This window comes from Actinomycetes bacterium, assembly GCA_035506535.1.
Lineage (GTDB): Bacteria > Actinomycetota > Actinomycetes > DATJPE01 > DATJPE01 > DATJPE01.
This window is the reverse complement of record DATJPE010000073.1, coordinates 1-25,786: the sequence shown is the minus strand read 5'-3', so window position 1 is coordinate 25,786 and position 25,786 is coordinate 1. Positions and strand designations below refer to the sequence as shown.

Below are 25,786 nucleotides of genomic sequence, written 5' to 3'. Positions count from 1 at the left end.
GTGGGCGCCGACCTGGTGGCGGAGACCAACAACTTCCTGCTGCCCAACGCGACGTTCTTCTTCGAGCTCCTCGCGTTCTTCATCATCCTGTGGCTGCTGAACCGCTACGTCCTGCCACCGGTCAGGAAGGCCATCGATGGCCGCCAGGAGATGATCCGCAAGCAGATCGAGGAGAGCCGCGAGGCCAAACAGCGCCTCGACGCGGCCGAGGCCGAGTACCGCGAGGCGCTGCTGCAGACCCGCGCCGACGCGGCGCGCATCCGCGACGAGGCCCGCGCCCAGGGCCAGTCGATCGTCGAGGAGCTGCGGGTGAAGGCCCAGGAGGAGGCCGAGCGGGTGGCGGCCCGCGAGCGGACCCGCATGGAGGCCGAGCGGGCGCAGATCGTCTCCCAGCTGCGCACGGAGGTCGGCCAGATCGCCGTCGAGCTGGCCGGCAAGCTCGTCGGGGAGTCCCTCCAGGACGAGGCGAGGCAGCGGCGCCTCGTCGAGCGGTTCGTCGCCGACCTGGAGTCGGAGGCCGATGCCGGCGACCGGCCCTCGGACGGCACCCCGGCGGTGACCGGCTAAGTGCGCGGAGCCAGCCGGCAGGCACTTGCCCAGGCGCGGGAGACCCTCGACGCCGAGCTCGTGGCGGCCACGCAGAGCACGGACGCGACCGTCGCGGACGAGCTGCTCTCCGTCGCACGCCTGCTCGCTCGCGAGACGGGCCTGGCCCGGGCCCTGTCCGACGCGGGCACGGAGCCCGCCCAGCGCGTGCGGCTGGTGGACACCCTGTTCGGCCCCCGGCTGGGCGCACCTGCCCTCGGCGTGCTCCGCACCGTCGTCGGCCTGCGCTGGTCGTCGGCGAATGACCTGGTCGACGGGATCGAGCTGCTCGGGGCGCAGGCTGCCTTCGAGGAGGCCGCGAGGGTCGGCAGCCTCGACGAGGTCGAGGACGAGCTGTTCCGCTTCGCCCGCATCGTGGAGCGGGCACCCGGCCTGTCCAGCGCCTTCGCCAACCCCACGCTGCCGGCGGAGAACAAGGTCTCGCTGGCACACAGCCTGCTCTCCGAGCGGGCCAGCCCGATCACGACGCGGCTGGTGGAGAGCGTCGTCGCCGCCCTGCGCGGACGTACCCCCAGCCGCGCGCTGGACGAGCTGGCCGACGAGGCCGCCCGCCGGCGCCAGCGCGAGATCGCCGTGGTCCGCGTCGCCGCCCCGATGGACGAGGAGCTCAAGGAGCGGCTGGTCAGCGCGATCGGCCGCTCCCTCGGCAAGGACGTACGCCTGCAGGTGGAGATCGACCCGGACGTCGTCGGCGGCGTCGTCGTGCAGATCGGTGACGAGGTCATCGACGGCAGCGTCGCCCGCCGCCTGGCCCAAGTCCGGCGCGACCTGACGAGCTGAGACCACGATGAACCACACCGACGACACGCGAAGGACACACCCGCGATGACCGAGCTGACGATCCGTCCCGAGGAGATCCGCAGCGCGATCGAGACCTACGTCGAGTCCTTCCAGACGGGCAGCGCCCGCGAAGAGGTCGGCCGGGTCACCGAGGCCGGGGACGGCATCGCGCGGGTCGAGGGCCTCCATTCGGCCATGACCAACGAGCTGCTCGAGTTCGAGGGCGGGGTGCTCGGCGTCGCCCTCAACCTCGACATCCGCGAGATCGGCGTGGTGCTCCTCGGCGAGAGCGAGGGCATCGAGGAGGGCCAGGAGGTACGCCGGACCGGTGAGGTCCTGTCAGTACCGGTGGGCGACGCCTTCCTCGGCCGCGTCGTCAACACGGTGGGGGAACCGCTGGACGGCAAGGGCGACATCGCCGCCACCGAGCGCCGGCTGCTCGAGCTGCAGGCACCCTCCGTCGTGCAGCGCCAACCGGTGAAGGAACCGCTGCAGACCGGCATCAAGGCCGTGGACTCGATGACCAACGTGGGGCGCGGGCAGCGCCAGCTGATCATCGGTGACCGCCAGACCGGCAAGACGGCCGTGGCCGTCGACGCGATCATCGCCCAGCGCGACAACTGGCACACCGGCGACCGGACCAAGCAGGTCAAGTGCGTCTACGTCGCCATCGGCCAGAAGGCGTCCACCGTCGCCGAGACCGTGGGCAAGCTCGAGGACGCCGGCGCCATGGAGTACACGACCGTCGTCGCGGCCCCCGCGTCGCACCCGGCGGGCTTCAAGTACCTGGCCCCCTACGCCGGTTCGGCCATCGGCCAGCACTGGATGTATGCAGGCGACCACGTCCTCATCGTCTTCGACGACCTGTCCAAGCAGGCCGAGGCCTACCGCACCATCTCGCTGCTGCTTCGCCGCCCGCCCGGCCGCGAGGCCTACCCCGGTGACGTCTTCTACCTGCACTCGAGGCTGCTGGAGCGCTGCGCCAAGCTCTCCGACGAGCTCGGCGGCGGCTCGATGACCGGCCTGCCGATCATCGAGACGAAGGGCAACGACGTCTCGGCGTACATCCCGACCAACGTCATCTCCATCACCGACGGGCAGATCTTCCTCGAGTCGGACCTGTTCAACCAGGGCATCCGGCCGGCGATCAACGTCGGCATCTCGGTGTCCCGGGTCGGCAACTCGGCGAAGATCAAGGCGATGCGGGACGTCTCCGGGTCGCTGCGGCTGGACCTCGCGCAGTACCGGGAGCTCGAGGCCTTCTCCGCCTTCGGCTCCGACCTGGACGCCGCGTCGCGCGCGCAACTGGAGCGGGGCGCCCGCCTCGTCGAGCTGCTCAAGCAGCCGCAGTACTCGCCGTTCCCGGTCGAGCACCAGGTGGTGTCCATCTGGGCCGGCACCACGGGCCACCTCGACAGCGTCCCCGTCGCGGACATCCGTCGGTTCGAGACCGAGTTCCTCGACTACATCGGCCGGGAGCATGCCGGGATCTTCGCGGCCATCTCGTCGACCGGTGCACTCAGCTCCGACACCGTCGAGCTGCTCACGGGTGCGATCCGCTCGTTCAAGGAGCAGTTCGTCGCGAGCGACGGCAAGCCGGTGGTCGACTGGGTGAAGGAGCACCCGAGCGAGGACTTCGAGGAGGGGCAGGAGACGGTCAAGCGCTACCAGCGCCCGCCGGACCCCGGCGCCTCGCCCGCCCAGCTCGACCGGCCGCACCACCCGCCGGCCGCGCACTGAGCCATGGCCGCTCAGATCAGGGTCCTGCGCCGGCGCATCCGCTCGGTCCAGTCGACCAAGAAGATCACTCGCGCGATGGAGCTCATCGCCGCGTCGCGGATCGCCCGCGCCCAGGCACGCGCGGCAGCGGCAGCGCCCTATGCCCGAGAGATCACCCGGGTCATCAGCGCCGTCGCGAGCCAGGGCGGGTCGCTGACCCACCCCCTCGTCGTCGACCGCCCGACTCCACGTTCGGCCGCGGTCATCATCGTCACCAGCGACCGGGGGCTCGCGGGCGGCTACAACTCCAACATCCTGCGCGCCACCGAGGACCTCAACGCCCTCCTCCGCGTGGAGGGCAAGGAACCCCGGCCCTACCTCGTCGGCCGCAAGGGCGTGGCCTTCCACCGATTCCGCCAGCGTCGGATGTGGGGCGAATGGACCGGCTTCTCCGAGCAGCCGACGTACGCCGCGGCGAAGGCGGTCGCGGACGCGGTCATCCAGGCCTTCATCAAGGGCGGCGAGGACCCCGAGGGGGTCGACGAGGTCCACATCGTCTACACGCAGTACATCAGTGGACTGGTGCAGCGGCCCGCTGCGCGTCGCCTGCTCCCCCTCGTGGTCGAGGAAACGACCGAGCCCCCGCCTGAGGGGCCGCTGCCGCTCTACGATTTCGAGCCCGACTCCGAGCAGGTGCTCGACGCCCTGCTCCCCCGCTATACCGAGAGCCGGATCTTCGCGGCCCTGCTCGAGGCGGCAGCGTCGGAGTCGGCCGCGCGACGGCGGGCGATGAAGGCCGCCACCGACAACGCGGAGGAGTTCATCAAGGCGCTGACCCGCGAGGCCAACGCCGCGCGCCAGGCCGCCATCACCCAGGAGATATCCGAGATCGTCGGGGGCGCCGACGCCCTCGTCGAGGCAGGGAGCTGACACAAGTGACCGCAGTCGCAGAAGACCGAGCCGAGGCCGGAGCCCGGGAGCCGGGCCGGGTGGTCCGTGTCATCGGTCCCGTCGTCGACGTCGAGTTCGGCCCCGAGGACCTCCCCGAGATCCACGACGCACTGACCGTCGACGTGACGATGAACGACGTCACGACGACGCTGACGCTCGAGGTCGCCCAGCACATCGGCGACAACACGGTGCGCGCGATCTCCATGCAGCCGACCGACGGCCTGGTCCGTGGTGCCGAGGTCACCGGTACCGGCGCCCCGATCAGCGTGCCCGTCGGCAACGCGACGCTGGGGCATGTGTTCAACGTGCTCGGCAAGCCGTTGGACGTGCCCGAGGAGGAGATCCAGGCCGAGACCCGCTGGCCGATCTACCGGTCCGCTCCCGCGTTCGACCACCTCGAACCGCGCACGCAGATCTTCGAGACCGGCATCAAGGTGATCGACCTGCTGGCGCCGTACGTGCAAGGCGGCAAGATCGGCCTGTTCGGCGGCGCCGGCGTGGGCAAGACGGTGCTCATCCAGGAGATGATCAACCGGGTCGCGGAGCAGTTCGGCGGCGTGTCGGTGTTCGCGGGCGTGGGCGAGCGCACGCGCGAGGGGAACGACCTGTTCCTCGAGATGCGCGAGGCCGGGGTGCTCGAGAAGACCGCACTCGTCTTCGGGCAGATGGACGAGCCGCCGGGCACCCGGCTGCGGGTGGCGCTGTCCGCCCTCACCATGGCGGAGTACTTCCGCGACGTACAGAACCAGGACGTGCTGCTGTTCATCGACAACATCTTCCGCTTCACCCAGGCCGGCTCCGAGGTGTCGACCCTGCTCGGCCGGATGCCCAGCGCGGTGGGATACCAGCCGACGCTGGCGGACGAGATGGGCGAGCTGCAGGAACGGATCACCTCGACCCGTGGCCACGCCATCACCTCGCTGCAGGCGATCTACGTGCCCGCGGACGACATCACCGACCCGGCACCCCACACGACCTTCACCCACCTCGACGCCACGACGGTGCTCTCCCGCCCCATCTCCGAGCTCGGCATCTATCCGGCGGTCGACCCGCTGGACTCCTCCTCGCGGATCCTCGACCCGCAGTACGTGGGGCAGGAGCACTACGACGTGGCCCGGCGCGTTCAGCAGATCCTCCAGCGCTACAAGGACCTCCAGGACATCATCGCGATCCTCGGCCTCGACGAGCTCTCGGAGGAGGACAAGGTCGTCGTCGGGCGCGCCCGCCGGATCCAGCGCTTCCTCGGGCAGAACTTCTTCGTCGCCAAGCAGTTCACCGGACAGGAGGGCTCCTTTGTGACCCGCGAGGAGACCGTCGACGCGTTCAAGCGGCTGTGCGACGGTGAGTTCGACTCCTATCCGGAGCAGGCGTTCTTCTCCTGCGGCGGTCTCGACGACGTCGAGGCCAAGGCGCGGGCGCTGCGGGGCTGACATGCCAGAGGACGTCGCCACGATGCACGTGGGCCTGGTGTCACCGGAGCGGATGCTCTGGTCCGGCGAGGCGCGCGAGCTGTACGCCCGGACGAAGATCGGTGAGATCGGCGTCCTGCCCGGTCACATCCCGATCCTCGGCGTGCTGGCCGAAGGTGGCGTGGTCAAGATCGTGCCCGCCGAGGGCGAGCCGTTCCGCGCCGCCGTGAGCGGAGGCTTCCTGTCGGTCAACAACAACGCCGTGAGCGTCCTCGCGGAGATCGCCGAGCTGGCCTCCGAGATCGACGTCGCCGCGGCCCGGGCCGACCTGCAGGCCGCGGAGCCCGACTCACCGGAGGCGCGGTGGGCTCAGGGGCGGCTGGACGCCGCGGGGGCCGGCCCCGGCTCCTGAGCCGCGGCCGCCGGACCGGCCACGCTCGGCTCCGGCCGTGGCCAGCGGGCGATCGCCACGACGCCGACCACCCCGGCGAGGAAGAGCACCACGGCCCAGCCGGCCGGCACGAGCGCCAGGGCCACCGCGCCGAAGGCCAGCAGCGCCGTCACGGCGTACATGAGGAACACCGCGCGGCGCTGGCTGTGGCCCAGCATGAGCAGCCGGTGGTGCAGGTGCTGCATGTCCGCCTCGAACGGGGACCGTCCCGCCCTGGTCCGCCGGATCACCGCCAGCGCGAGGTCGAGGACGGGGACGGCGATGACGGCGACCGGCAGCAGAAGCGGCAGGAAGAGCGGAACCGCGTCCAGACCGCTCGTGAGGCTGGGGTCGAAGTTGCCGGTGAGCAGCACCATGCTGGCGGCGAGGAGAAGGCCCAGCAGCATCGAGCCGGAGTCGCCCATGAAGATGCGCGCCGGGAAGATGTTGTGCGGCAGGAAGCCGAGGCAGAGGCCGGCCAGGATCGCGGTCACGAGGGCCGCAGGGACGGCGCGCTCGATGCCCGCCTGGACGGACAGGACATAGGCGTAGACGAAGGTCGCGACGGCCGCGATGGCGACGATGCCGGCGGCGAGCCCGTCGAGCCCGTCGACGACGTTCACCGCGTTGACCGTGACGACGACGATCACCACGGTGAGGAGGGTCCCGGTGAGCTGGTCGAGCACGAAGGTGCTGTGGCCAGGCCACGGGAAGTAGTAGAGCTGGACGCCCTGCAGCGCCATGACCGCCCCGGCCAGCGCCTGGCCGACGAGCTTGGTGAGGGCATCCAGTCCCCACCGGTCGTCGATGACGCCCAACCCGCAGATGATGAAGGCGCCGGTCGCGACGGCCTTCCACGTCCCGGACCCGGTATCGAAGACCTTCGACAGCAGCGGCAGGTCCCGTGCGACGAGAAGACCGGCGCCGAGCCCGACGAGCATGGCTACCCCGCCCAGGCGCGGCACCGGTGTTGCGTGGACGTCCCGGTCCCGCAGCTCGTGCACGAACCCGAAGCGGATCGCGAACGCGCGCACCGGGCCGAGGGCGAGGTAGGTCACCGCCGCCGCGACGGCGAGGGTGAGCAGGTACTCGCGCACGGGCTGCCGCGACCCGTCAGGGGTGTGGGTAGGCGGGGAACTTCGCGGTCAGGGCGGACACCGCCTCGGCGATCTCCGGCGCGGCCGTGCCGTCGACGTCTCGGACGGCACGGCCGATCAGGGCTGCCACCTCCGCCATCTGGTCGGGGCCCATGCCCTGGGTGGTGACGCTGGGGGAGCCGACGCGGACCCCGGAGGCGGTCATCGGTGGCTGGGGATCGAAGGGGATGGCGTTCTTGTTCAACGTGATGCGCGAGGCGTCGCATCGCTGCTCGGCCTCGGCTCCGGTCGCGCCGACCCCGCGCAGGTCGATGAGCGCGAGGTGGGTGTCGGTCCCACCGGAGACCGGGCGCATCCCCTCGGCCTCGAGGCCCGCCGCGAGCGCCTTGGCGTTGGCGATGACGTCGGCCGCGTAGCGCTGGTAGGCGGGCTGCAGACACTCCTTGAGGTTCACCGCCTTGGCGGCAACTGCGTGCATCAGCGGACCGCCCTGCAGGAACGGGAACACCGCCTTGTCGATCTTCGCGGCGTGCTCCTCGCGGCACAAGATCATGCCGCCGCGGGGGCCGCGCAGCACCTTGTGGGTGGTGCAGGTCACGACATCGGCGTACGGCACCGGGCTCGGGATGGCGCGGCCGGCGACCAGACCGATGAAGTGCGCCGCATCGACCACCAGGGCCGCACCGACCTCGTCGGCGATCCCGCGGAAGGCCTCGAAGTCGATCAGCCTCGGGTACGCCGTGGCACCGCAGATGATCATCTTCGGGTGGTGGGCGTGCGCCTGGTCGCGGACCTGGTCGTAGTCGATGAGCTCGGTGTCCGGGCGGACGCCGTAGGAGACGACGTCGAACCAGCGGCCCGAGAAGTTCACCTTCGAGCCGTGGGTCAGGTGCCCGCCCTGTTTGAGGTCCATCGCGAGCACCGTGTCGCCGGGGCTAAGGAACGCGGCATAGGCGGCGAGGTTGGCGCTGGCCCCGGAGTGCGGCTGCAGGTTCGCGTGATCGCAGCCGAAGAGCTCCTTGGCCCTCGCGATGCCGATCTCCTCGGCGTCGTCGACCACGCCGCACCCGCCGTAGTAGCGGCGACCGGGGTATCCCTCGGCGTACTTGTTCGACAGCGTCGACCCCAGCGCGGCCAGCACGGCCGGCGAGGTGAAGTTCTCGCTGGCGATGAGCTGCAGCCCCCCGCGCAGCCGCTCCAGCTCGCCCAGGATGACCGCCGCGATCTCGGGGTCCTGGTCCTGGAGGGCGGCGAAGTCGGGACCCCAGAACGGCACGTCAGTCATTGCTGGCTCCTCGCAAGTCCGGGTCCGGCCACTCTAGGCGATCCGGCGGCTCAGGCCCGGACCACCAGGTCGGGGACGACCGTGCGTAGCGTGGCGACGTCGAGCGCGCCCGCGCGCAGGAGCACCGGCTGCGGTCCGGTGATGTCGACGATCGAGGACGGTACGGCCTCGCGGGTGGGGCCGCCGTCGAGATAGACCGACACTGCGTCGCCGAGCTGGTCGGCCGCCTCGTCCACGGTCGTCGCGGGCGGGTGGCCGGAGCGGTTGGCGGAGGAGACCGCCATCGGGCCGACCTCGCGCAGCAGCTCGATCGCCACCGGGTGCAGCGGCATCCGGATGGCGACCGTCCCCCGACTGTCCCCCAGGTCCCAGGTCAGCGTCGGCTGAGCCCGGCACACGAGCGTCAGCGCCCCCGGCCAGAAGGCCTCGACGAGGTCCCGCACCCGCTGCGTGACCCCGGTGGCCAGCCCGTCGAGGACCCTCGGCGCGCCCACGAGGACGGGCACGGGCATGTCGCGACCCCGCCCCTTGGCGGCCAGCAGGTCGGCGACCGCCTCGTGGGAGAACGCGTCGCACCCGATGCCGTAGACGGTGTCGGTGGGCAGGACGACGAGCTCGCCGCGCTGGGCGGCGGCGGCAGCCTGGGCGAGGCCCCTGCCTCGCTCCTCGGGGTCGGCGCAGTCGAAGAATCGGCTCACCGGGTCATCCTGCCTCGTCGCGCGGTCACGAACCGGTCGCGGCCGGCCAGGTCCCGATGGTCATGGACGTCGTCCCAGCCACTCAGCATGGCCAGCGCCGCCTCCCGCTGGACGTCGGCGTGCTCCATGACGAGCAGGCCAGACTCCCGGAGCAGGACCGCAGCTCGGGCCGCCACCCGCCGGGGCACCTCGAGCCCGTCTCCTCCGCCGCCCCACAAGGCGATCGGCGGGTCGTGATCGGCCACCTCGGGGTCGCGGATGATCCCGTCCGGGGGGATGTACGGCGGATTGGACACCACCACGTCGACGCGGCCCTCCAGGTCGGGGAACGCGACGAAGGCGTCGCCCAGGCGCAGGTCGACCCCGGTGCCGGCCAGGTTGCGCAAGGCCCAGGCGTAGGCATCCGCGGAGACCTCGACCGCGTGGACGCGCGCCTGGGGGGCCTCGTCGACGACCGACAAGGCGATGACCCCCGACCCGGTGCACAGGTCGACGACGACGGGGCACTGCACGCCGAGGCCCACGAGCCGGCGTACCTCGTCGATCACCGCACCCGCGACGACCTCGGTCTCAGGCCGCGGGACGAACACTCCGGGCCCGACCGCGACCGAGACGTGGCGGAAGTAGGCGCGGCCGGTCAGGTGCTGCAGCGGGATCCGCGCCTCCCGGCGCGCCGCGAGCTCCTCGACGGCGGCCGCCTGGTCCGGACCGCACGAGCCGCACAGCGCGACCTCCGCCGGCTCGATGCCCAGCACGTACGCCGCCAGCGCGGTGGCGTCGAAGCGGGGCGAGGGGACGCCGGCGGCCGCGAGGCGCTCGGTGGTGCGGCGAAGGAGGACGGCGAGATCGACCTCACCGTTGGCCGTGGTCACGGGCCGGACAGGCGCGCGACCAGGTCGGCGTCCACCAACGCCTGCACGACGCCGTCGAGGTCGCCGTCGAGCACCTGGTCGAGGTTGTAGGCCTTGTAGCCGACCCGGTGGTCGCTGATCCGGTTCTCGGGGAAGTTGTACGTGCGGATGCGCTCGGAGCGGTCGACGGTGCGGACCTGGGAGCGGCGGACGTCGGCCGCCTGAGCGGCGGCCTCCTCCTGCGCGGCCGCCAGCAAGCGCGAACGCAGGATCCGCAGCGCCTGCTCCTTGTTCTGCAGCTGGGACTTCTCGTTCTGGCAGGACACGACGATCCCGGTGGGCAGGTGGGTGATGCGGACCGCGGAGTCGGTGGTGTTCACGCTCTGCCCACCCGGGCCCGAGGACCGGTAGACGTCGATGCGCAGGTCGGCCGGGTCGATCGTGACGTCGACCTCCTCCGCCTCGGGAAGCACCAGCACCCCCGCGGCGGAGGTGTGGATGCGGCCCTGGGACTCGGTCGCGGGGACGCGCTGCACCCGGTGGACGCCGCCCTCGTACTTCAGCCGTGCGAAGGGCGCCTCGCCCGGCTTCGCGCTGCCCCTGGCCTTGACCGCCAGGGCGATGTCCTTGTAGCCACCCAGGTCCGAGGGCTGCGCGTCGATGACCTCGGTACGCCAGCCGCGACGTTCGGCGTACCGGAGGTACATCCGGACCAGGTCGCCCGCGAACAGCGCGGACTCCTCGCCGCCCTCGCCGGCCTTGACCTCGAGGATCACGTCGCGGTCGTCGTCGGGGTCACGGGGGATCAGCAGGTGCTGGAGGCGCTCGGCGAGCTCGTCGCGTCGCGCCACGAGGCTCTCCGCCTCGACCGCGAAGCTGGGGTCCTCGGCCGTGAGCTCCAGCGCCGTGTCCAGGTCGGCGCCGGCCGCCTCCCACGAGCGGTAGGTGTCGACGATCGGCGACAGCTCCGCGAAGCGTCGCCCCAGGCGCCGGGCGGTGGCCTGGTCGGCGTGCACCGACGGGTCGGCCAGCCTGGACTGCAGCTCGTCGTGCTCGCGCACGAGCTCCTCGACGTGCTCGAACACGACAGCCCTACTTGGCCGAGCCGGCCTTCTTCCCGCCGAAACGCTGCTCGAACTTGGCGACGCGGCCGCCGGTGTCGAGGATCTTCTGCTTGCCCGTGTAGAACGGGTGGCAGGCGTTGCAGACGTCGGCGTGGATGATGCCGTTCTTCGCGGTGCTTCGGGTGGTGAACGTGTTGCCGCAGGAACAGGTGACCTGCGTCTCGACGTACTCCGGGTGGATGTCGCTCTTCACGGGATGACTCCTCCGATGGCGCCGGGTCGTGCCGTGCGCACGTGAACCGGACCTGGGTTGCGGCCCAACAGTCTGCCAGGCCGTGGCCACCCGCCCAAACGCGACAGAGCTCGGCGGGATTCCCGGGGTCAGCGCGTGAAGTCAGCGAGTGAAGTAGAGGAAGGAGATCTGGGCGGCGGTCAGTTCCGATGCGAAGACCGAGAACTCGTCCACCGACCCCAGGAACGGCATGTTGGCCGTGGTGCTCGTACTCGTGCCCGGGTTGTTCGGCCCGTTCCACGAGCCACCCCAGCCCGCCAGGTTGCCGCAGCCGACCCGCCACACGCCGGTCGAGCTCTCACCCGCGGTGTTCGCCGACGTCCCCTGGAGCACGCCGTCGATGTAGAGCTTGGTACCGGAGGGACCGACGGTGCCGACCGCCATGTGCCAGTTGCCGTCGTTGAGCGCATTGGCGGACTGGACGGTGTAGAAGCCGTTGTTGTAGACCCCGAACCAGACATGGCCGTTGCCGTCCATGTACAGGTGGCGGTCGTAGGTCCCTGTGGACGGCACTGCCACCCCGACCTGCGGCTTCTCGAACCCCGCGATCTTGCCGCCCCCCGTGTAGCCGTTCGCCACCTTGAACCACACGACGACCGACACGGGGGTCTGCCCGTTGATCAGGGTCGTCGAGGTCGTGTTGATGCATGACTGCTTGCTGACGATGGTGACCGCGTTGTTCGTGCTCGAGTCGACGAGAGCGCCTGTCACGCCCCTCGTGTAGTAGGTGGCGCCGGCGTTGGCGGTCCAGGTCGTACCGCTCGCGTTCGACGCGTTGTACGTGCCGGTCCGGCTGTTCCCGGAGCTGTCCGTCGCTACCGTGTTCGTGGTCCCGGTCTCGTCCAGCTTCCAATAGAGGTACGGCCCCAGGGCGTTGACCTGGGTCGTGTAGTCGTACTTCGGCGCCGCCCAGCTGTTCCCGGTGTTCTTGCTGGTCGCGGCGAAGGCCGCCATGGTCGTGGGGAGGACCAGCAGCAGGCTCGCCACGGCGAGGAAGGACGTGCGGAGAAGGACGGCTCTGAACGAGCCGCCGGCCAGTCGCGCGGGCCACTTCGGCAACCGGAAGGGGCGGGCGGCGGCCACCTGGGTGGGCGAGACCCAGTCGATGAGCGGACCGGGGACGCCGGCGGCCGCAGGGCCGGAGCCCTCGTCGTCGTCCTCGTCGTCGCCGTCGCCGTCCTCAGGCTCGTCCGGCTCGAAGTCCCGGGCGACCGCCCATCCTGCCAGCACCAGGGTCGCGAGGAAGGCCAGCAGCCTGAGCCACGCACCGTGCTGCATCCAGATCATCGGAAGCCCGACCCAGCGGACGAGCAGCCGTCCAATCCCGTGCACGGTGGAGATCGGCACTGGGTCACTGTCCGGCTGGGCATTGGCATCGCCCTTCGTCTTCAGCGTGCCGTCCTTGTTGATCGCGATCACGCGATGCGACTTCACCTTGCCGGGGAATCCGGGGTCATCGAACGTCGCGACGTGGCCGAGCAGCTTCTGCGGGTCCTTCTCCGGGGAGACGAGGATGACGTCCCCCACCTTGATGCGCGGGGACATCGAGCCGCTGTCGATGACGTACGGGCGCCAGCCGATGAGAATCGGCACGAGCGTGACCAGCAGGCAGCCCACGATGAACCACAACCAGGTGCGCGCAACGACCCCTAGGACCAGTCGCCATCTGCTGTAGCGCGGCTCCGGCTGGTCCGAGGTGACCAGTTCAGGCGCGGCAAGCGAAGACATCGGTCACCTCCCATCACCTGTTCGGCCTATTGGCTCGGATCCTTTAGCGCCGAACGCGCGTCGGCCCCAGTCGAGGACTGGGGCCGACGCGGATCCTGGCGACGGATCAGGTGTTGTCGACCTCCCACGTGAAGTCCGTGGCGACGTTGCTGCCCTGCAGCGTGTTGTCGGTCACGGAGCTGGGGAAGGTCCAGCCGATCCGGTAGACGACGCGCTCGGTCGGCGTTCCGGTCAGCGCCACCGCCGTGGACCCGGTTCCGAACGTGGTACCGAACGCGTTCAGCGTGCCGCTGTAGAGCGCCCCGGCAGTACCGCCGGTGTAACCCGTGCAGTTGGCCAGGACGTTGGTCGTGGCGGTGCCGGTCTGGGCGTCGACGGTGATGTTCAGGTTTGTGGCGAGGTTCGTCGCGTTCAACCCGCTGAACGTGCCGCGGTACAGGCGGAGGTTGCCCGCGAGGGTGCCGCTGCTGGAGACGGTGATGCACTTGGCGCCGGTCGACCCGGGCTTGAGCCCGGTCTCGGCGAAGATGCCGGTCGTGGAGCCGCTGAAGCTGCCGGTACCACCGTTGTTGGTCAGACCGAGGTTGCCGGTGGCCCAGGCGTTGCCGGTGTTGGTCGTCGTGGCCGAGAAGGCCGCGGTGCTGCCCTGCCAGACCAGCAGGCCGACGGCCAGGAGGCCGGCGACGGGGGCGGCAGCACGCAGCGCGCGGCGGCGACGCTGGTCGGAACGGGACATGATCGAGCCCTTCTCAGGAAGACTGCGGATGAGGCGGTTCCTGAGGAGGTTCGACCCGTTCGGCGCTGGACTTTAACAACTGTTCGTGTCAAGAGCCTCACATCTGCTGACCGATGGCTCAGTCCAGCCCGGGCCCGCTCAGTCGGCGGTGTGGCCGTTCGCCTGAGGCGTCGTCTTCTGGACCTGGAGCAGGAAATCGTAGTTGCTCTTGGTCTCCCGCAGCTTGGACAGCAGCAGCTCGATGGCCTGCTGCTGGTCGAGGGCATGGAGCACCCGCCGGAGGTTCCAGACGATCTTCAGCTCCTCGGGCGAGAGGAGGATCTCCTCCTTGCGGGTGCCCGAGGCATCGACGTCGACCGAGGGGAAGATCCGCTTGTCCGACAGCCGTCGGTCGAGCTTGAGCTCCATGTTCCCGGTGCCCTTGAACTCCTCGAAGATGACCTCGTCCATCTTCGAGCCGGTCTCCACCAACGCGGTGGCGAGCACGGTCAGGGACCCACCGTGCTCGATGTTGCGAGCCGCGCCGAAGAACCGCTTGGGCGGGTAGAGCGCCGATGAGTCGACGCCGCCGGAGAGGATGCGGCCGCTGGCGGGGGCGGCGAGGTTGTACGCCCTCCCGAGCCGGGTCATCGAGTCCAGCAGGACGACGACGTCGTGACCGAGCTCGACGAGGCGCTTCGCGCGCTCGATGGCCAGCTCGGCCACGGTCGTGTGGTCCTCCGCGGGACGGTCGAAGGTCGAGGCGATGACCTCGCCCTTCACCGTGCGCTGCATGTCGGTGACCTCTTCCGGCCGCTCGTCGACGAGGACGACCATGAGGTGGCACTCAGGGTTGTTGCGCGTGATCGCGTTGGCGATCGCCTGCAGGACCATGGTCTTGCCGGCCTTCGGCGGGCTGACGATGAGCCCGCGCTGACCCTTGCCGATCGGCGCGACCAGGTCGATGACCCGGGTCGTCAGGTTGGAGGGCTCGGTCTCGAGGCGCAGGCGCTGCTGCGGGTACAGCGGGGTCAGCTTGGCGAACTCGACCCGTTCGCGTGCGCTCTCGGGCTCGGCGCCGTTGACGCTGTCGAGGCGGACGAGGGCGTTGAACTTGTCCCGTCGCTCGCCCTCGCGCTGCTGGCGGACCGCGCCGGTGACGGCATCGCCTTTGCGCAGCCCGTAGCGGCGCACCTGGGCCAAGGAGACGTACACGTCGTTCGGTCCGGGCAGGTAGCCGCTGGTGCGCACGAACGCGTAGCTGTCCAGGACGTCGAGGATGCCGGCGACGGGGATGAGCACGTCGTCGTCGTTGATCACGGGCTCGCCGGACCCGTCGGTCCCGCCGAAGCGCTCGCGGTCACGTCCGCGGCCACGGTCGCGGTTGCGTCCACGACGTCGCCGGCCGCGGTTGCCGTCGTAGTACTCCTCGTCGCGCTGGGCGCCGGTCTGGCCCTGTCGCTCGCGCTGCTCGCCAGTACGGTCGCGCTGTCCGTCGCTGCGCGACTCGGCGCGCTCCCGGGGCGCCCGGCCGGTCTCGGCGGCCTGCTCAGGGGAGTGGTCAGGGGTGGCCGAGGGCTGCTCGGTCGGCTCCACGCCAGGCTGGCTCTCGTCGCGCTCACGGGGTGCGTGCCCGTTGCGGGCCGGCGCGGGGGGCGCAGCCGGTTCGTTGCTGCTGGGGCTGCCGCCTCGGGCAGCAGTGATGGCCTCGACGAGCTGCGCCTTGCGCAGCTTGGAGGCTCCGGGGATGCCGAGCTCGCCCGCGATCTGCTGCAACTCGGACAGGACCATGCCGTTGAGGCCGCCCGTACGGCGCTTGGGACGCTCGGTCGGGGCATCGGTGGTGATGGTGTCGCTCACTCACGTTCCTTCAATGGAGCGGAAAGGATGCAGACGCCGACGCGCACGAACGGGGCTCGGCCTCGTCAGGGAAGCGCGCTCCACCGGGGGACGATGCCGGAGGGGAAGGGCTCGCGGCGCTGTCCGGGGGTGGTGACGAAGAACACCGGCTCTACGGCGTCGGGTGCACGGGAAGGATAACACCTCGACCGAGCGGCCTTGTTCCACGCGAGGCGCGTGCGGCCGAGAGTGTCGGTCCGTGTCGTGCCCCTAGGTGATCGACGCCTCGCGACGCGGACTGAAGCCCCTCCGCTGCTAGCCCCTGAAGCCCTCGGCGCTGACCCCGGTCGACACCTCGAGCGGGAACGCCGACCACCCGGCGGGAGCGAGGGCCTCCACTGCGCCGACCGAGGAGTCCTCGGCGAGCGCGAGCACGCTCGGGCCGGCCCCGGACACCACGGCGGGCACGCCCTTGGCGCGCAGCTTCGCCACCAACCCGGCCGTTCGCGGCATCGCGGCAGCGCGCTGCGGCTGATGGAGCCGGTCCTGCGTGGCGTCGAGCAGCAGGTCCGGGCGGCGTCCGAGCGCGTGCACGAGCAGCGCCGCCCGCGCGACGTTGAAGGCGGCGTCACCGTGGGTCACGACCTCCGGCAGCAAGCGGCGCGCCTTGCTCGTCGCGAGGCGCTTCGTGGGGACGAGCACGACGGGGCGGACGGCCGAGTCGACCGAGAGGCGCACGGCACGCGACCTGCCGTCCTCGGTCCATGCCAGGGTGAAGCCGCCGAGCAGGGCCGCGGCCACGTTGTCGGCGTGCCCCTCCATCGCCGCGGCGATGTCGAGCAAGGCATCGTCGGGCAGCCGCTCCTCGCCTCCGACGGTGAGCCAGCGCGCCGCCACGAGCCCGGACACGATCGCCGCGGCGGACGAGCCGAGCCCGCGCCCGTGAGGGATCCGGTTGGCACACACGACCCCCAGCCCGCGCGGCTGGCCCCCCATGTGGCGAAACGCGCGCCGCATGGCCTTGACCACCAGGTGTCGCTCGTCGACGCGCAGCTCGCCGGCGCCCTCCCCCGCGATCTCCACCCGCAGGCCGGGCTGGTCCGAGACCTGCACGACGACGTCGTCGTAGAGCGCCAGCGCGAGGCCGAACGCGTCGAAGCCGGGACCGAGGTTGGCAGCCGTCGCGGGCACGCGGACGCGCACGGGCTGGGCCCGGAACATCGGGGCGGACACGCGCCGGCTCAGTCCACGAGCCCGAGGAGCTCGGCGGCGGCCTTGGCCTCCACCGGGACGGTGACCGGTGCCGGCGCGCCAGCGATGGCCCAGTCCGGGTCCTTCAGCCCGTGCCCGGTGACCGTGCACACCACGGTCTGGCCTGGGTCGAGGGCGCCGCGGGCGTGCTGCTGCAGCAGGCCCGCGACGGACGCCGCCGACGCCGGCTCGACGAAGACGCCCTCCCGCGAGGCGAGCAGCCGGTACGCCCGCAGGATGTCGCGGTCGGTGACGGCCGCGATGAGGCCGGCGGACTCATCGCGGGCGGCCACCGCCGAGGCCCAGGACGCGGGGTTGCCGATCCGGATCGCCGTGGCGATGGTCGAGGGCCGGGCGACGGGGGCACCGGCGACGATGGGCGCGGCACCGGCCGCCTGGAAGCCCCACATCCGCGGGCGGCGCGACGCCTGTCCGTCGGCGGCGTACTCCACATAACCGCGCCAGTAGGCCGTGATGTTGCCCGCGTTCCCGACGGGGAGCAGGTGCACGTCCGGCGCGTCGCCGAGGGCGTCCACGATCTCGAACGCCGCCGTCTTCTGGCCCTCGATCCGCGCCGGGTTGACGCTGTTGACCAGGGCCACCGGGTAGTGCTCAGACAGCTCGCGAGCCAGGTTCAGGCAGTCGTCGAAGTTGCCTTCGACCTGCAGCAGCCGGGCGCCGTGCGCCAGCGCCTGTGACATCTTGCCCAAGGCGATCTTGCCCTCCGGCACGAGGACGGCGCACACCATGCCCGCCCGAACCGCGTAGGCGGCGGCGGAGGCGCTCGTGTTGCCGGTCGAGGCGCAGATGACGGCCTGCGCGCCCGCCTCCTTGGCCTTGGAGATGGCCACCGTCATGCCGCGGTCCTTGAAAGAGCCGGTCGGGTTGGCTCCCTCCACCTTCAGCTGAACGTCGCACCCGGTCAGCTCCGAGAGGGTGATCGCGGGCACGAGGGGCGTGCCGCCCTCGCGCAGGGTGACCACGGGCGTCTGCGGGCCGACCGGCAGCCGGTCGCGGTACTCCTCGATCACCCCTCGCCACTGGTGGGTGCGCCGCGCGGCGGGCGCGGCCAGCGTGACGTCGGTCATCGGTCGTCCCCCTCCACGCGCAGCACACTCGCCACCTCGCGCACCACGTCCAGTCCGCGCAGCTCCTCGACCACCCTGGACAGGTGAGCCTCGGTGGCCCGATGCGTCACGATCACGAGGGCGGCGTCGTCGCCCCGGCCGTCCTGGCGAAGCGTCTCGATCGACACGTCGTGGCGGGCGAAGGCCTGGGCGACCACGGCGAGCACGCCCGCCTTGTCCGCGACGTCGAGGGAGATGTAGTAGCGGGTCTCGGCGGCCCCGAGCGGGCGCGGCTCGAGATCGGCGTACGCGCTCTCGCGAGGGCCGCGGCCCCCGGACAACCGGTTGCGCCCGACCGCCACGAGGTCACCGAGCACGGCGCTCGCGGTCGGCGCCCCACCGGCACCGCGCCCATAGAACATCAGCTGGCCGGCCGACTCGGACTCGACGAAGACGGCGTTGTAGGCCTCGCGCACCCCGGCGAGAGGATGCGCGCGGGACACCATCGAGGGGTGCACGCGCACGCTGATCCCGCGCAGGTCGGGGGTGCGCTCGCAGATCGCCAGCAGCTTCACCACGTGGTCCATCGCGCGCGCCGCCGCGACGTCGGCGGCCTTGACGTGGCGGATGCCCTCGCAGTGGACGTCGTCGAGGGTCACCCGGGTGTGGAAGGCGAGGCCGGCGAGGATCGCCGCCTTGGCCGCGGCGTCGTGGCCGTCCACGTCGGCGGTCGGGTCCGCCTCGGCGTACCCCAGCGACTGCGCCTCGGCGAGGGCCTCCTCGAAGCTCGCTCCGCTCTCGTCCATCTTGGTGAGGATGTAGTTCGTGGTGCCGTTGACGATCCCGAGGACGCGCCACACGTTGTCGCCGGCCAGGGACTCGCGCAGCGGGCGTAGCAACGGGATCGCGCCGGCGACGCTCGCCTCGTAGTAGAGGTCGACGCCGTGCGCGTCAGCCGTGGCGTGCAGCTCAGCGCCGTGGGTGGCGAGCAGCGCCTTGTTCGCGGTGACCACGCTGGCGCCGCGACCCATCGCCGCGAGGATCAGGGTGCGGGCCGGCTCGATACCGCCCATCACCTCGATGACGATGTCGACGTCGCGGCGGGCCACGAGGGCGTCGAGGTCGGTCGTCAGCAGCGCGGGGTCCAGTCCCGGACGCTCCCCGGGACGGCGTACGCCGATCCCGACCAGCTCGAAGGGCGCCCCGACCCGCGCCGCGAGGTCCCCGGACTGGCTGGTGAGCAGCCGGGCCACCTGGCTGCCGACGGCCCCTGCCCCCAGCAGTGCCACACGCAGCGGCCGGTCGCCCATCCGTCGCCTCCTCCCGTGCCAGCCCAGCCCGACGCTCGACCCTGTCAGCGAGATCCTCCCACGACCTCGACCGGCTCAGCCGAGGTCGGTGGCGAGCAGGTCGTCGGTCGTCTCGCGTCGGACGAGCAGCCGATGAGACCCGTCGGCGGCCACGCTCACCACCGGCGGGCGCGGCAGGAAGTTGTAGTTGCTGGCCATGCTGCGGCAGTACGCGCCCGTGGCGGCGACGGCGAGCAGGTCGCCGGGGCGTACGTCCGCAGGGAGCCAGGCGTCGCGGACCACGATGTCGCCGCTCTCGCAGTGCTTGCCGACCACCCGCGTGAGCGTGGGCGCGGCGTCGGAGGCCCGGTTGGCGAGCGTGCACGTGTAGTCCGCGTCGTAGAGCGCCGTGCGCACGTTGTCGCTCATCCCGCCGTCGACGGAGACGTACGTGCGTCGCAGCCCTCCGTCGAGGTCGAGGGGCTTCACCGTCCCCACCTCGTAGAGGGTGAGCACCGCGGGGCCGATGACGGCGCGTCCCGGTTCGACGGTCAGCCGCGGCAGCGGGAGGGAGTGCCCCGCGGCCTCGCGCTCGACGATCGACCGCAGCCGGGTCGCGATCTGTGCGGGCGTCATGGGGTCGTCGCCCGCCACGTAGGCGATCCCCAGGCCGCCGCCGAGGTCGACCTCGGGAAGCGCCAGGCCGTGCACGTCACGGATGCGGGCCAGCAGGTCGAGGACACGGTGGGCGCTGACCTCGAAGGCCGAGGTGTCGAAGATCTGCGACCCGATGTGGGAGTGGATGCCCACGAGCTCCAGGCCGGGGACGGCGAGCACCGCCGCCACGGCCTGCTCGGCCGAGCCGGAGGAGACGGAGAAGCCGAACTTCTGGTCCTCGTGGGCAGTCGCGACGAACTCGTGGGTGTGGGCCTCGACTCCGACGGTGGCGCGGACGAGGACCCGCTGCCGCCGGCCGGACCCGGCGGTCAGCATCGCGAGCCGCTCGATCTCGTCGGAGGAGTCCACGACGATGCGGCCGACCTCGAGCTCGAGCGCGCGAGCGAGCTCGGCGTCGGACTTGTTGTTCCCGTGCATCGTGATCCGGGCGGGGTCGAAGCCGGCGCGAACGGCGAGCTCCAGCTCGCCGCCGGTGCACACGTCCAGTCCGAGACCCTCCTCGGCCACCCACCGCGCCATGGCCAGGCAGAGGAACGCCTTGCCCGCGTAGTAGACGTCGGCGCCGGCGAAGGCCTCCCGCCAGGCGCTCATACGGGCGCGGACGTCGGCCTCGTCGAGGAGAAGGGCCGGCGTCCCGTACGCCCGCCCGAGCGCCGCGAGCGGCGTCCCTCTCAGCGCGAGCGAGCCGTCGGCGTCGCGGGACAGGCCGGCGGACCAGACGCCGGGCGCCAGCGCCGCGAGGTCGGACGGCACCGGTGGGGCGCCTGCCTCGTGCAGCACCTCGGCGTGCCTCGGGCCGGCGGGATGGGCGGGCATGCGTCGAGGGTAATGACGCCGAGGCAACGGACGGCCCCCGGACCTGGTCCGCCGCCCCGCCGTTGCGGGAGGGCGAGTCGGCTGGACGGGCCGACGGTCCGGGGGCCGGGTGACTGCCTGGGAGTCGCCGCCGCCGAGGCGGCATTGACAAGCAGTGTCCGAAGTACGGCGGCTAGCGGACAGCCACCTCACATGTCCGAGGACTATGCATGCGTCGGACCACCTCCCTTCCTGTGTAGGACCAGGGTAGGCGAGGTCGCCGAAAGCGCCACCTCGATTTGGCGCCGTGTCGAGCCGGCCTCACATGCGCTCGGGCGCGCTCACTCCGAGCAGCGTGAGGCCGTTGACCACCACCTGGCGGGTCGCGTCGTTCAGCCACAGCCGCGCCCGCATCAGGTCGCTGACCGGCTCGTCGCCGCGGGGCAGGATGCGGCAGGCGTCGTAGAAGCGGTGGTAGGTACCCGCCAACTCCTCCAGGTACCGGGCCACCCGGTGGGGCTCCCGCAGCTCGGCAGCCGAGGCCACCACGCGCGGGTACTCGGCGAGCACGCCGAGCAGGTCGCTCTCGCGCTCGTGGTCGAGCAGGTCCGGTCGGAACGCCTCGCGGTCCCCGCGCTCGACGCCCAGGGCGGCGGCGTTGCGGTGGACGGCCGCGGTCCGCGCGGCGACGTACTGCACGTAGTAGACCGGGTTGTCGTTGGTGTGCCGGGCGAGCAGGTCGAGGTCGATGTCGAGCGGGGAGTCGCTCGAGGCGCGGGCGAGGGCGTAGCGCCCGGCGTCCACGCCGACCGCATCGACCAGGTCCTCCATCGTGACGACGGTCCCCGCCCGCTTGCTCATCCGCAGCGGCTGGCCGTCCTTGAGCAGGTTGACCATCTGCCCGATGAGGATCTCGAGGTTGACCCCCGGGGTGTCGCCGAAGGCGGCGCACATGGCCATCATCCGGCCGACGTAGCCGTGGTGGTCGGCCCCCAGCATGATGATCACGCGCTCGAAGCCACGCTCACGCTTGTCCAGGTAGTAGGCCAGGTCCCCGGAGATGTACGCCGGCTCGCCGTTGCTGCGGATCACCACCCGGTCGCGGTCGTCGCCGAGGTCGGTGGTGCGCAGCCAGACCGCGCCCTCCTTCTCGTAGATGCGGCCGAGCTCGCGAAGCCTCGCGATGGCGCGCTCGACGGCACCCGACGCGTGCAGGTCGTTCTCGTGGAAGTAGACGTCGAAGTCCACGCCGAAGTCGTGCAGCGAGGACTTGATCTCGGCGAACATGAGCTCCACACCGACCTCGCGGAAGACCTCCTGCGGGTCCGCCGCCGACAGCGCGTCCGGCCTGAGCAGCAGGACCTGTGCCGCGATCTCGTCGATGTAGGACCCGCCATAGCCGTCCTCGGGCACCGGCTCGCCCTTGGCACGGGCGAGGAGGGAACGGGCGAAGCGGTCGATCTGCGCCCCGTGGTCGTTGAAGTAGTACTCGCGCTCGACCAGGGCGCCCTGCGCCGCGAGCACCCGCGCGAGGGAGTCCCCTACGGCGGCCCAGCGCACCCCGCCCATGTGGATCGGGCCGGTCGGGTTGGCGGACACGAACTCGAGGTTGATCCGCTGGCCGGCGAGGGCGTCGCTCGTGCCGTACGCCGTGCCGGCGAGGACGATGGCGCGGGCCAGCTCGCCCTGCGCGGCCGGTTCGAGGACGACGTTGAGGAAGCCCGGGCCTGCGACGTCGACCGACTTCACCCCCGGCGTCGCGGCCAGGCGGCGGGCGAGCACCTCGGCCACCGTCCGAGGCGGCGCGCCGGCGGCCTTGGCGAGGACGAGCGCCACGTTGGTGGCGTAGTCCCCGTGCTCCTTGACCTTCGGGCGCTCGACATGCACCTCGGCCGGAACCGCATCGTCGGGCAGGGTGAGCTCGCCGGCGGCGACGGCGGCGAGGACCGCGGAGCGAACGGCGGCGGCCAGGTCGGCTGGGGTCACGAGGGGAGGGTACCCAGCGCGCCGATGCGCTTGGCCGCCCCGAGGACGTAGTCGAGGAAGGCCTGTGCCACCGGAAGGCGGCGAGCCCGCGTCGACCAGGCGATCCCCACCGCGCGGGACGCGCCAGGGTCGTCGAGCTCGACAGCGCGCACACCGGGGGCGGCGTGCACGACGGGGCCGCGGGCGGGGACGATGGCGACGCCCAGGCCGGCGGCCACGAAGCCCTCGACGGTGGGCAGGTCGTCGCCCTCGAAGGCGACCTTGGGCTCGAAGCCAGCTGCTCGGCACAGCTGGTCGCAGGTCTCGCGCAGGGCGTAGGTCCGCCGCAGCATGACGAACCAATCGTCGCGCAGAGCAGCCACGCCGACGCGCCGGCGCCCGCTGAGGGGATGGCCGTCCGGCACCACGAGCTGCAGCGGCTCCACGAGGAGCGGACGCCACCGCAGGTCCGGTCCGGTCGCCGGTACCGTCGTCAGCTCCACGTCCACCGACTCGTCGAGCAGTCGTGGCGCGCCCACCTCGTCCCGGATCTGGTGCAGCTCGAAGGAGACGCCGGGGTGCGCCGCGCGGAAGCCGGCAAGCAGTCGCGGGATCAACCACGTGCCCAGCGAGAGCTGGTAGGCGAGGGAGACCGTCCCGGTGTCCGGGGACGCCAGCGCCGCCACCGCGGCCAGACCGTCGTCGAGCTCGGTCAGCGCCCGGTCGACGTAGCCCTTGAACGCCGCGCCGGCCCGGGTCATCCGCAACGTGCGGCCGTGGCGGGCCAGCAGGGGCGCGCCGACCTCACGGTCGAGGCGGGACAGGGCGCGGGACAGCCCGGACTGGGTGATCGCCTCGAGGTCGCTGACCTCGGTCAGCGTCGTCCCGTCGGCGACGGAGGAGAACCAGCGCAGCACCGACGTCTCCACATTCATGATGATAGAGCATGGATTATGACGGACTCAGTCATTGGACGCATGGGTTGTTCGGCGGGACCCTGGAGGCGAGCTGGAAGGAGGCTCCCATGACGATCACTCGAACCCTCCGTGGTCCGGTCGACGGCCTGCTGCGCCGAGCGGTGGGCCGGCGCGAGGACGCATCAGGGGAGGCGGCCGAGCGCCGGCGAGAGCTCGCCGGGCTGGAGTCGTTCACCACGCACGCCGATCTGCTCGAGCTGGCCGCGATCCTCGACCGCTACCCGGACGAGGTCAGCGAGCCGATCCGCCGCAGCCTCACCTGGCAGGCGCTCGCCTGAGGGTGCTTTGGGCGAGCCGGGCGCGGGTGAACGCGTTCGGATCTTCGCCTGCGGGCTGGTACCGTCGCTGAGCTACGGCCCCCGTAGCTCAGGGGATAGAGCATCGGCCTCCGGAGCCGGGTGCGCAGGTTCGAATCCTGCCGGGGGCACGGACCGCGTCCGTGCACCTCGAAGAGGGCGGACCGCTGCGGGACACTGCTCGGGTGACGGGCGAGGAGGTCGGCGGGCCGGACGTGGGCGTCCGGCGGGCCGAGCTCGTCGCGCTGCTGTCGCTCGGAACGGACCTGGGACTCGGCCAGCCCATGGAGCACATGATCCGGGCGTGCCTGATCGCCCTGCGGCTCGGCGAGCACGTGGGGATCAGCGACCAGCAGCGCACCGTTGTCTACTACTCAGGCCTGCTGGCCTGGGTGGGCTGCCATACCGATGCCTACGAGCAGGCCAAGTGGTTCGGCGACGACATCTGCTCGAGAGGCGACGCGCACTACGCCTTCGACATGGGCCGGGCCGGCCCCACTCTCGCGTTCCTGGCGCGACACGTCGGTGGCCAGGGCCAGTCACTCGCCGCACGGACGCGAACCGGAGTGGCCTTCGTCGCAGACGGTCGACGGGACCTGCTCGCCATGGCCGAGAACCACTACCGCGCGGCCGATCTGCTGGCCTCGCGGCTGGGCCTCGGCGACGACGTGAGGGAGTCACTGCGCGAGACCTACGAGCGTTGGGACGGCAAGGGAGCCTTCCAGCTCCGGGGCGAGGAGATCGCGACGGCCTCACGCCTGATCAACCTCGCCGACGTCGTCGAGGTCTTCGGGCGGGCCGGCGGGGTCGAGGCTGCCGTCGCGGTGGCCCGAGACCGACGGGGCGGCCAGTTCGACCCGGAGCTCGTCGACACTTTCTGCGACCTGGCGCCGATCCTGCTGAGTGAGGTGGACGTCACCCCGAGCTGGGACGCGGTCATCGCGTCGGAACCGGCCCTCGAGAGCTGGATCGCCGGGGACGCCCTCGACTCGGCGCTGGCCGCGGTGGGGGAGTTCGCCGAGCTCAAGTCGCCGTGGACGATGGGCCACGCCCCCTCGGTTGCGGAGCTGAGCGAACAGGCCGCGGTCGGGCTCGGGCTCCCGGAAGCGGACGTGACGCTGGTGCGTCGCGCCGGCCTGGTGCAGGACCTCGGCCGGCTCGGCGTGCCCAACCAGATCTGGGACAAGCCCGGACCGCTGTCCCATGCCGAGGTCGAGCGTGTCCGGCTGCACCCGCACCTGACCGAGCGGATGCTCGCCTTCTCGTCCGGTCTGTCGGAGCTCGGCAGCCTCGCGGTTCAGCATCACGAGCGCCTCGACGGGTCGGGCTACCCGCGCGGGCTCGCGGGCGACCAGATCAGCACCGGTGGGCGGCTGCTCGCGGTCGCCGACGCCTATCAGGCGATGACCCAGCCGCGGCCGCATCGGATGGCGATGACGCCCGATGCGGCGGCCGCAGAGCTTCGCGGTGAGGTGAAGGCGGGTCGACTCGATGGAGACGCCGTCGACGGAGTGCTGCGTGCGGCGGGGCACCGGGTGCGACGGCAGCGCGAGTGGCCGGCCGGGCTCACGAAGCGCGAGGTGGAGGTGCTGCGGCTGGTCACCCGGGGGCTCTCCAACAAGCAGATCGCCGCGACGCTGGGCGTCACCCCCAAGACCGCCAGCAGCCATGTCGAGCACATCTACGCCAAGACGGCTACGACCAACCGTGCCCAGGCCAGCGTCTTCGCCATGCGGCACGGGCTCATGGCCGACACCGTGGCGACTGACGTCACATAGCGCCCCGACAGGAACTTCGGGTGAATGCCCGATGACCGGCCGTGCCACCACACCTAACGTCCCCGGCATGACCACACAGACGACGGCCGAGGCCCGTACCGTCCAGGCGAACGGCATCGGCATCCACTACATCGAACAGGGTGGGGGCGACCCCCTCGTGCTCCTGCACGGCGGAGTGGTCTCGACCAACCCGCTGTGGGCCGGCATCCCGATCGCCTATGCCTCG

At 71.5% G+C, this 25,786-nt stretch carries 23 protein-coding genes and 1 tRNA gene; 9 read left to right on the top strand and 15 right to left on the bottom strand.

All coding sequences use genetic code 11. The annotated features are described in order from the left end of the window. From VMI11_11515 to VMI11_11490, 6 genes are read left to right on the top strand one after another with little or no spacing between them, the layout of a single operon-like run. Positions 1-567 carry a F0F1 ATP synthase subunit B gene (locus VMI11_11515; protein HTY73036.1) on the top strand — a complete coding sequence of 189 codons (567 nt, stop codon included), beginning with the start codon at positions 1-3 and terminating at the stop codon, positions 565-567. After that, a complete protein-coding gene (locus VMI11_11510) occupies positions 568-1,386 on the top strand; it encodes a F0F1 ATP synthase subunit delta (GenBank protein HTY73035.1) in 819 nt (272 codons plus the stop codon). A 45-nt stretch (positions 1,387-1,431) separates the two neighbouring features. Continuing rightward, positions 1,432-3,126 carry a F0F1 ATP synthase subunit alpha gene (atpA, locus tag VMI11_11505; GenBank protein HTY73034.1) on the top strand — a complete coding sequence of 565 codons (1,695 nt, stop codon included), beginning with the start codon at positions 1,432-1,434 and terminating at the stop codon, positions 3,124-3,126. A gap of 3 nt (positions 3,127-3,129) precedes the next feature. Further along, complete coding sequence (locus VMI11_11500; GenBank protein HTY73033.1) at positions 3,130-4,035, top strand: F0F1 ATP synthase subunit gamma; 906 nt, start codon at positions 3,130-3,132, stop codon at positions 4,033-4,035. 5 nt (positions 4,036-4,040) lie between these two features. Further along, positions 4,041-5,486, top strand: coding sequence for a F0F1 ATP synthase subunit beta (atpD, locus tag VMI11_11495; GenBank protein HTY73032.1), 1,446 nt, complete (start codon positions 4,041-4,043; stop codon positions 5,484-5,486). 1 nt (position 5,487) lies between these two features. Continuing rightward, complete coding sequence (locus VMI11_11490; protein ID HTY73031.1) at positions 5,488-5,877, top strand: F0F1 ATP synthase subunit epsilon; 390 nt, start codon at positions 5,488-5,490, stop codon at positions 5,875-5,877. On the opposite strand, the gene VMI11_11485 is transcribed toward VMI11_11490, so the two are convergent. From VMI11_11485 to VMI11_11415, 15 genes are all read right to left on the bottom strand, one after another. Then, entirely contained in the window at positions 5,835-6,992 is a 1,158-nt protein-coding gene (locus tag VMI11_11485) for an MraY family glycosyltransferase (GenBank protein ID HTY73030.1), read from the bottom strand. The two genes, VMI11_11490 and VMI11_11485, sit on opposite strands and share 43 nt — an antisense overlap. 16 nt (positions 6,993-7,008) lie before the next feature. Then, complete coding sequence (gene glyA / locus VMI11_11480; protein HTY73029.1) at positions 7,009-8,277, bottom strand: serine hydroxymethyltransferase; 1,269 nt, start codon at positions 8,275-8,277, stop codon at positions 7,009-7,011. Positions 8,278-8,327: 50 nt separating this feature from the next. Beyond that, the gene (locus VMI11_11475) at positions 8,328-8,975 is read right to left on the bottom strand and encodes an L-threonylcarbamoyladenylate synthase (protein HTY73028.1); all 648 of its coding nucleotides are present in this window, start codon (positions 8,973-8,975) and stop codon (positions 8,328-8,330) included. Next, positions 8,972-9,847 carry a peptide chain release factor N(5)-glutamine methyltransferase gene (prmC, locus tag VMI11_11470; GenBank protein ID HTY73027.1) on the bottom strand — a complete coding sequence of 292 codons (876 nt, stop codon included), beginning with the start codon at positions 9,845-9,847 and terminating at the stop codon, positions 8,972-8,974. The genes VMI11_11475 and prmC overlap by 4 nt, the downstream gene beginning before the upstream one ends. Further along, positions 9,844-10,911 (bottom strand): peptide chain release factor 1, encoded by a 1,068-nt coding sequence (gene prfA / locus VMI11_11465; protein ID HTY73026.1) that lies wholly within the window; start codon positions 10,909-10,911, stop codon positions 9,844-9,846. The genes prmC and prfA overlap by 4 nt, the downstream gene beginning before the upstream one ends. Before the next feature lie 7 nt (positions 10,912-10,918). Then, positions 10,919-11,143 carry a 50S ribosomal protein L31 gene (rpmE, locus tag VMI11_11460; GenBank protein HTY73025.1) on the bottom strand — a complete coding sequence of 75 codons (225 nt, stop codon included), beginning with the start codon at positions 11,141-11,143 and terminating at the stop codon, positions 10,919-10,921. Positions 11,144-11,284: 141 nt separating this feature from the next. Then, positions 11,285-12,910: a signal peptidase I gene (locus VMI11_11455; protein ID HTY73024.1), complete on the bottom strand. Its 1,626-nt coding sequence runs from the start codon at positions 12,908-12,910 to the stop codon at positions 11,285-11,287. 106 nt (positions 12,911-13,016) lie between these two features. After that, positions 13,017-13,646: a hypothetical protein gene (locus tag VMI11_11450; GenBank protein ID HTY73023.1), complete on the bottom strand. Its 630-nt coding sequence runs from the start codon at positions 13,644-13,646 to the stop codon at positions 13,017-13,019. Between the two features lie 138 nt (positions 13,647-13,784). Further along, entirely contained in the window at positions 13,785-15,485 is a 1,701-nt protein-coding gene (gene rho, locus VMI11_11445) for a transcription termination factor Rho (GenBank protein ID HTY73022.1), read from the bottom strand. A gap of 294 nt (positions 15,486-15,779) precedes the next feature. Then, positions 15,780-16,697, bottom strand: a complete 918-nt coding sequence (thrB, locus tag VMI11_11440; GenBank protein ID HTY73021.1) for a homoserine kinase — start codon at positions 16,695-16,697, stop codon at positions 15,780-15,782. An 8-nt stretch (positions 16,698-16,705) separates the two neighbouring features. Next, positions 16,706-17,803, bottom strand: a complete 1,098-nt coding sequence (gene thrC, locus VMI11_11435) for a threonine synthase (GenBank protein HTY73020.1) — start codon at positions 17,801-17,803, stop codon at positions 16,706-16,708. Beyond that, complete coding sequence (locus tag VMI11_11430) at positions 17,800-19,092, bottom strand: homoserine dehydrogenase (protein ID HTY73019.1); 1,293 nt, start codon at positions 19,090-19,092, stop codon at positions 17,800-17,802. The genes thrC and VMI11_11430 overlap by 4 nt, the downstream gene beginning before the upstream one ends. A 75-nt stretch (positions 19,093-19,167) precedes the next feature. Beyond that, a complete protein-coding gene (gene lysA / locus VMI11_11425) occupies positions 19,168-20,565 on the bottom strand; it encodes a diaminopimelate decarboxylase (GenBank protein HTY73018.1) in 1,398 nt (465 codons plus the stop codon). A 300-nt stretch (positions 20,566-20,865) separates the two neighbouring features. Next, positions 20,866-22,530, bottom strand: coding sequence for an arginine--tRNA ligase (gene argS, locus VMI11_11420; protein HTY73017.1), 1,665 nt, complete (start codon positions 22,528-22,530; stop codon positions 20,866-20,868). Then, positions 22,527-23,444: a LysR family transcriptional regulator gene (locus tag VMI11_11415; protein HTY73016.1), complete on the bottom strand. Its 918-nt coding sequence runs from the start codon at positions 23,442-23,444 to the stop codon at positions 22,527-22,529. The genes argS and VMI11_11415 overlap by 4 nt, the downstream gene beginning before the upstream one ends. Positions 23,445-23,533: 89 nt before the next feature. Here VMI11_11415 and VMI11_11410 point away from each other — a divergent pair, with 89 nt between their 5' ends. From VMI11_11410 to VMI11_11400, 3 genes are all read left to right on the top strand, one after another. After that, on the top strand, positions 23,534-23,764 hold the full coding sequence (locus VMI11_11410) for a hypothetical protein (protein HTY73015.1): 231 nt from the start codon (positions 23,534-23,536) through the stop codon (positions 23,762-23,764). 77 nt (positions 23,765-23,841) lie between these two features. Beyond that, positions 23,842-23,913, top strand: a tRNA-Arg gene (locus VMI11_11405). A 54-nt stretch (positions 23,914-23,967) separates the two neighbouring features. Beyond that, the gene (locus tag VMI11_11400) at positions 23,968-25,560 is read left to right on the top strand and encodes an HD domain-containing phosphohydrolase (protein ID HTY73014.1); all 1,593 of its coding nucleotides are present in this window, start codon (positions 23,968-23,970) and stop codon (positions 25,558-25,560) included. The last annotated feature ends 226 nt before the right edge of the window (positions 25,561-25,786 follow it).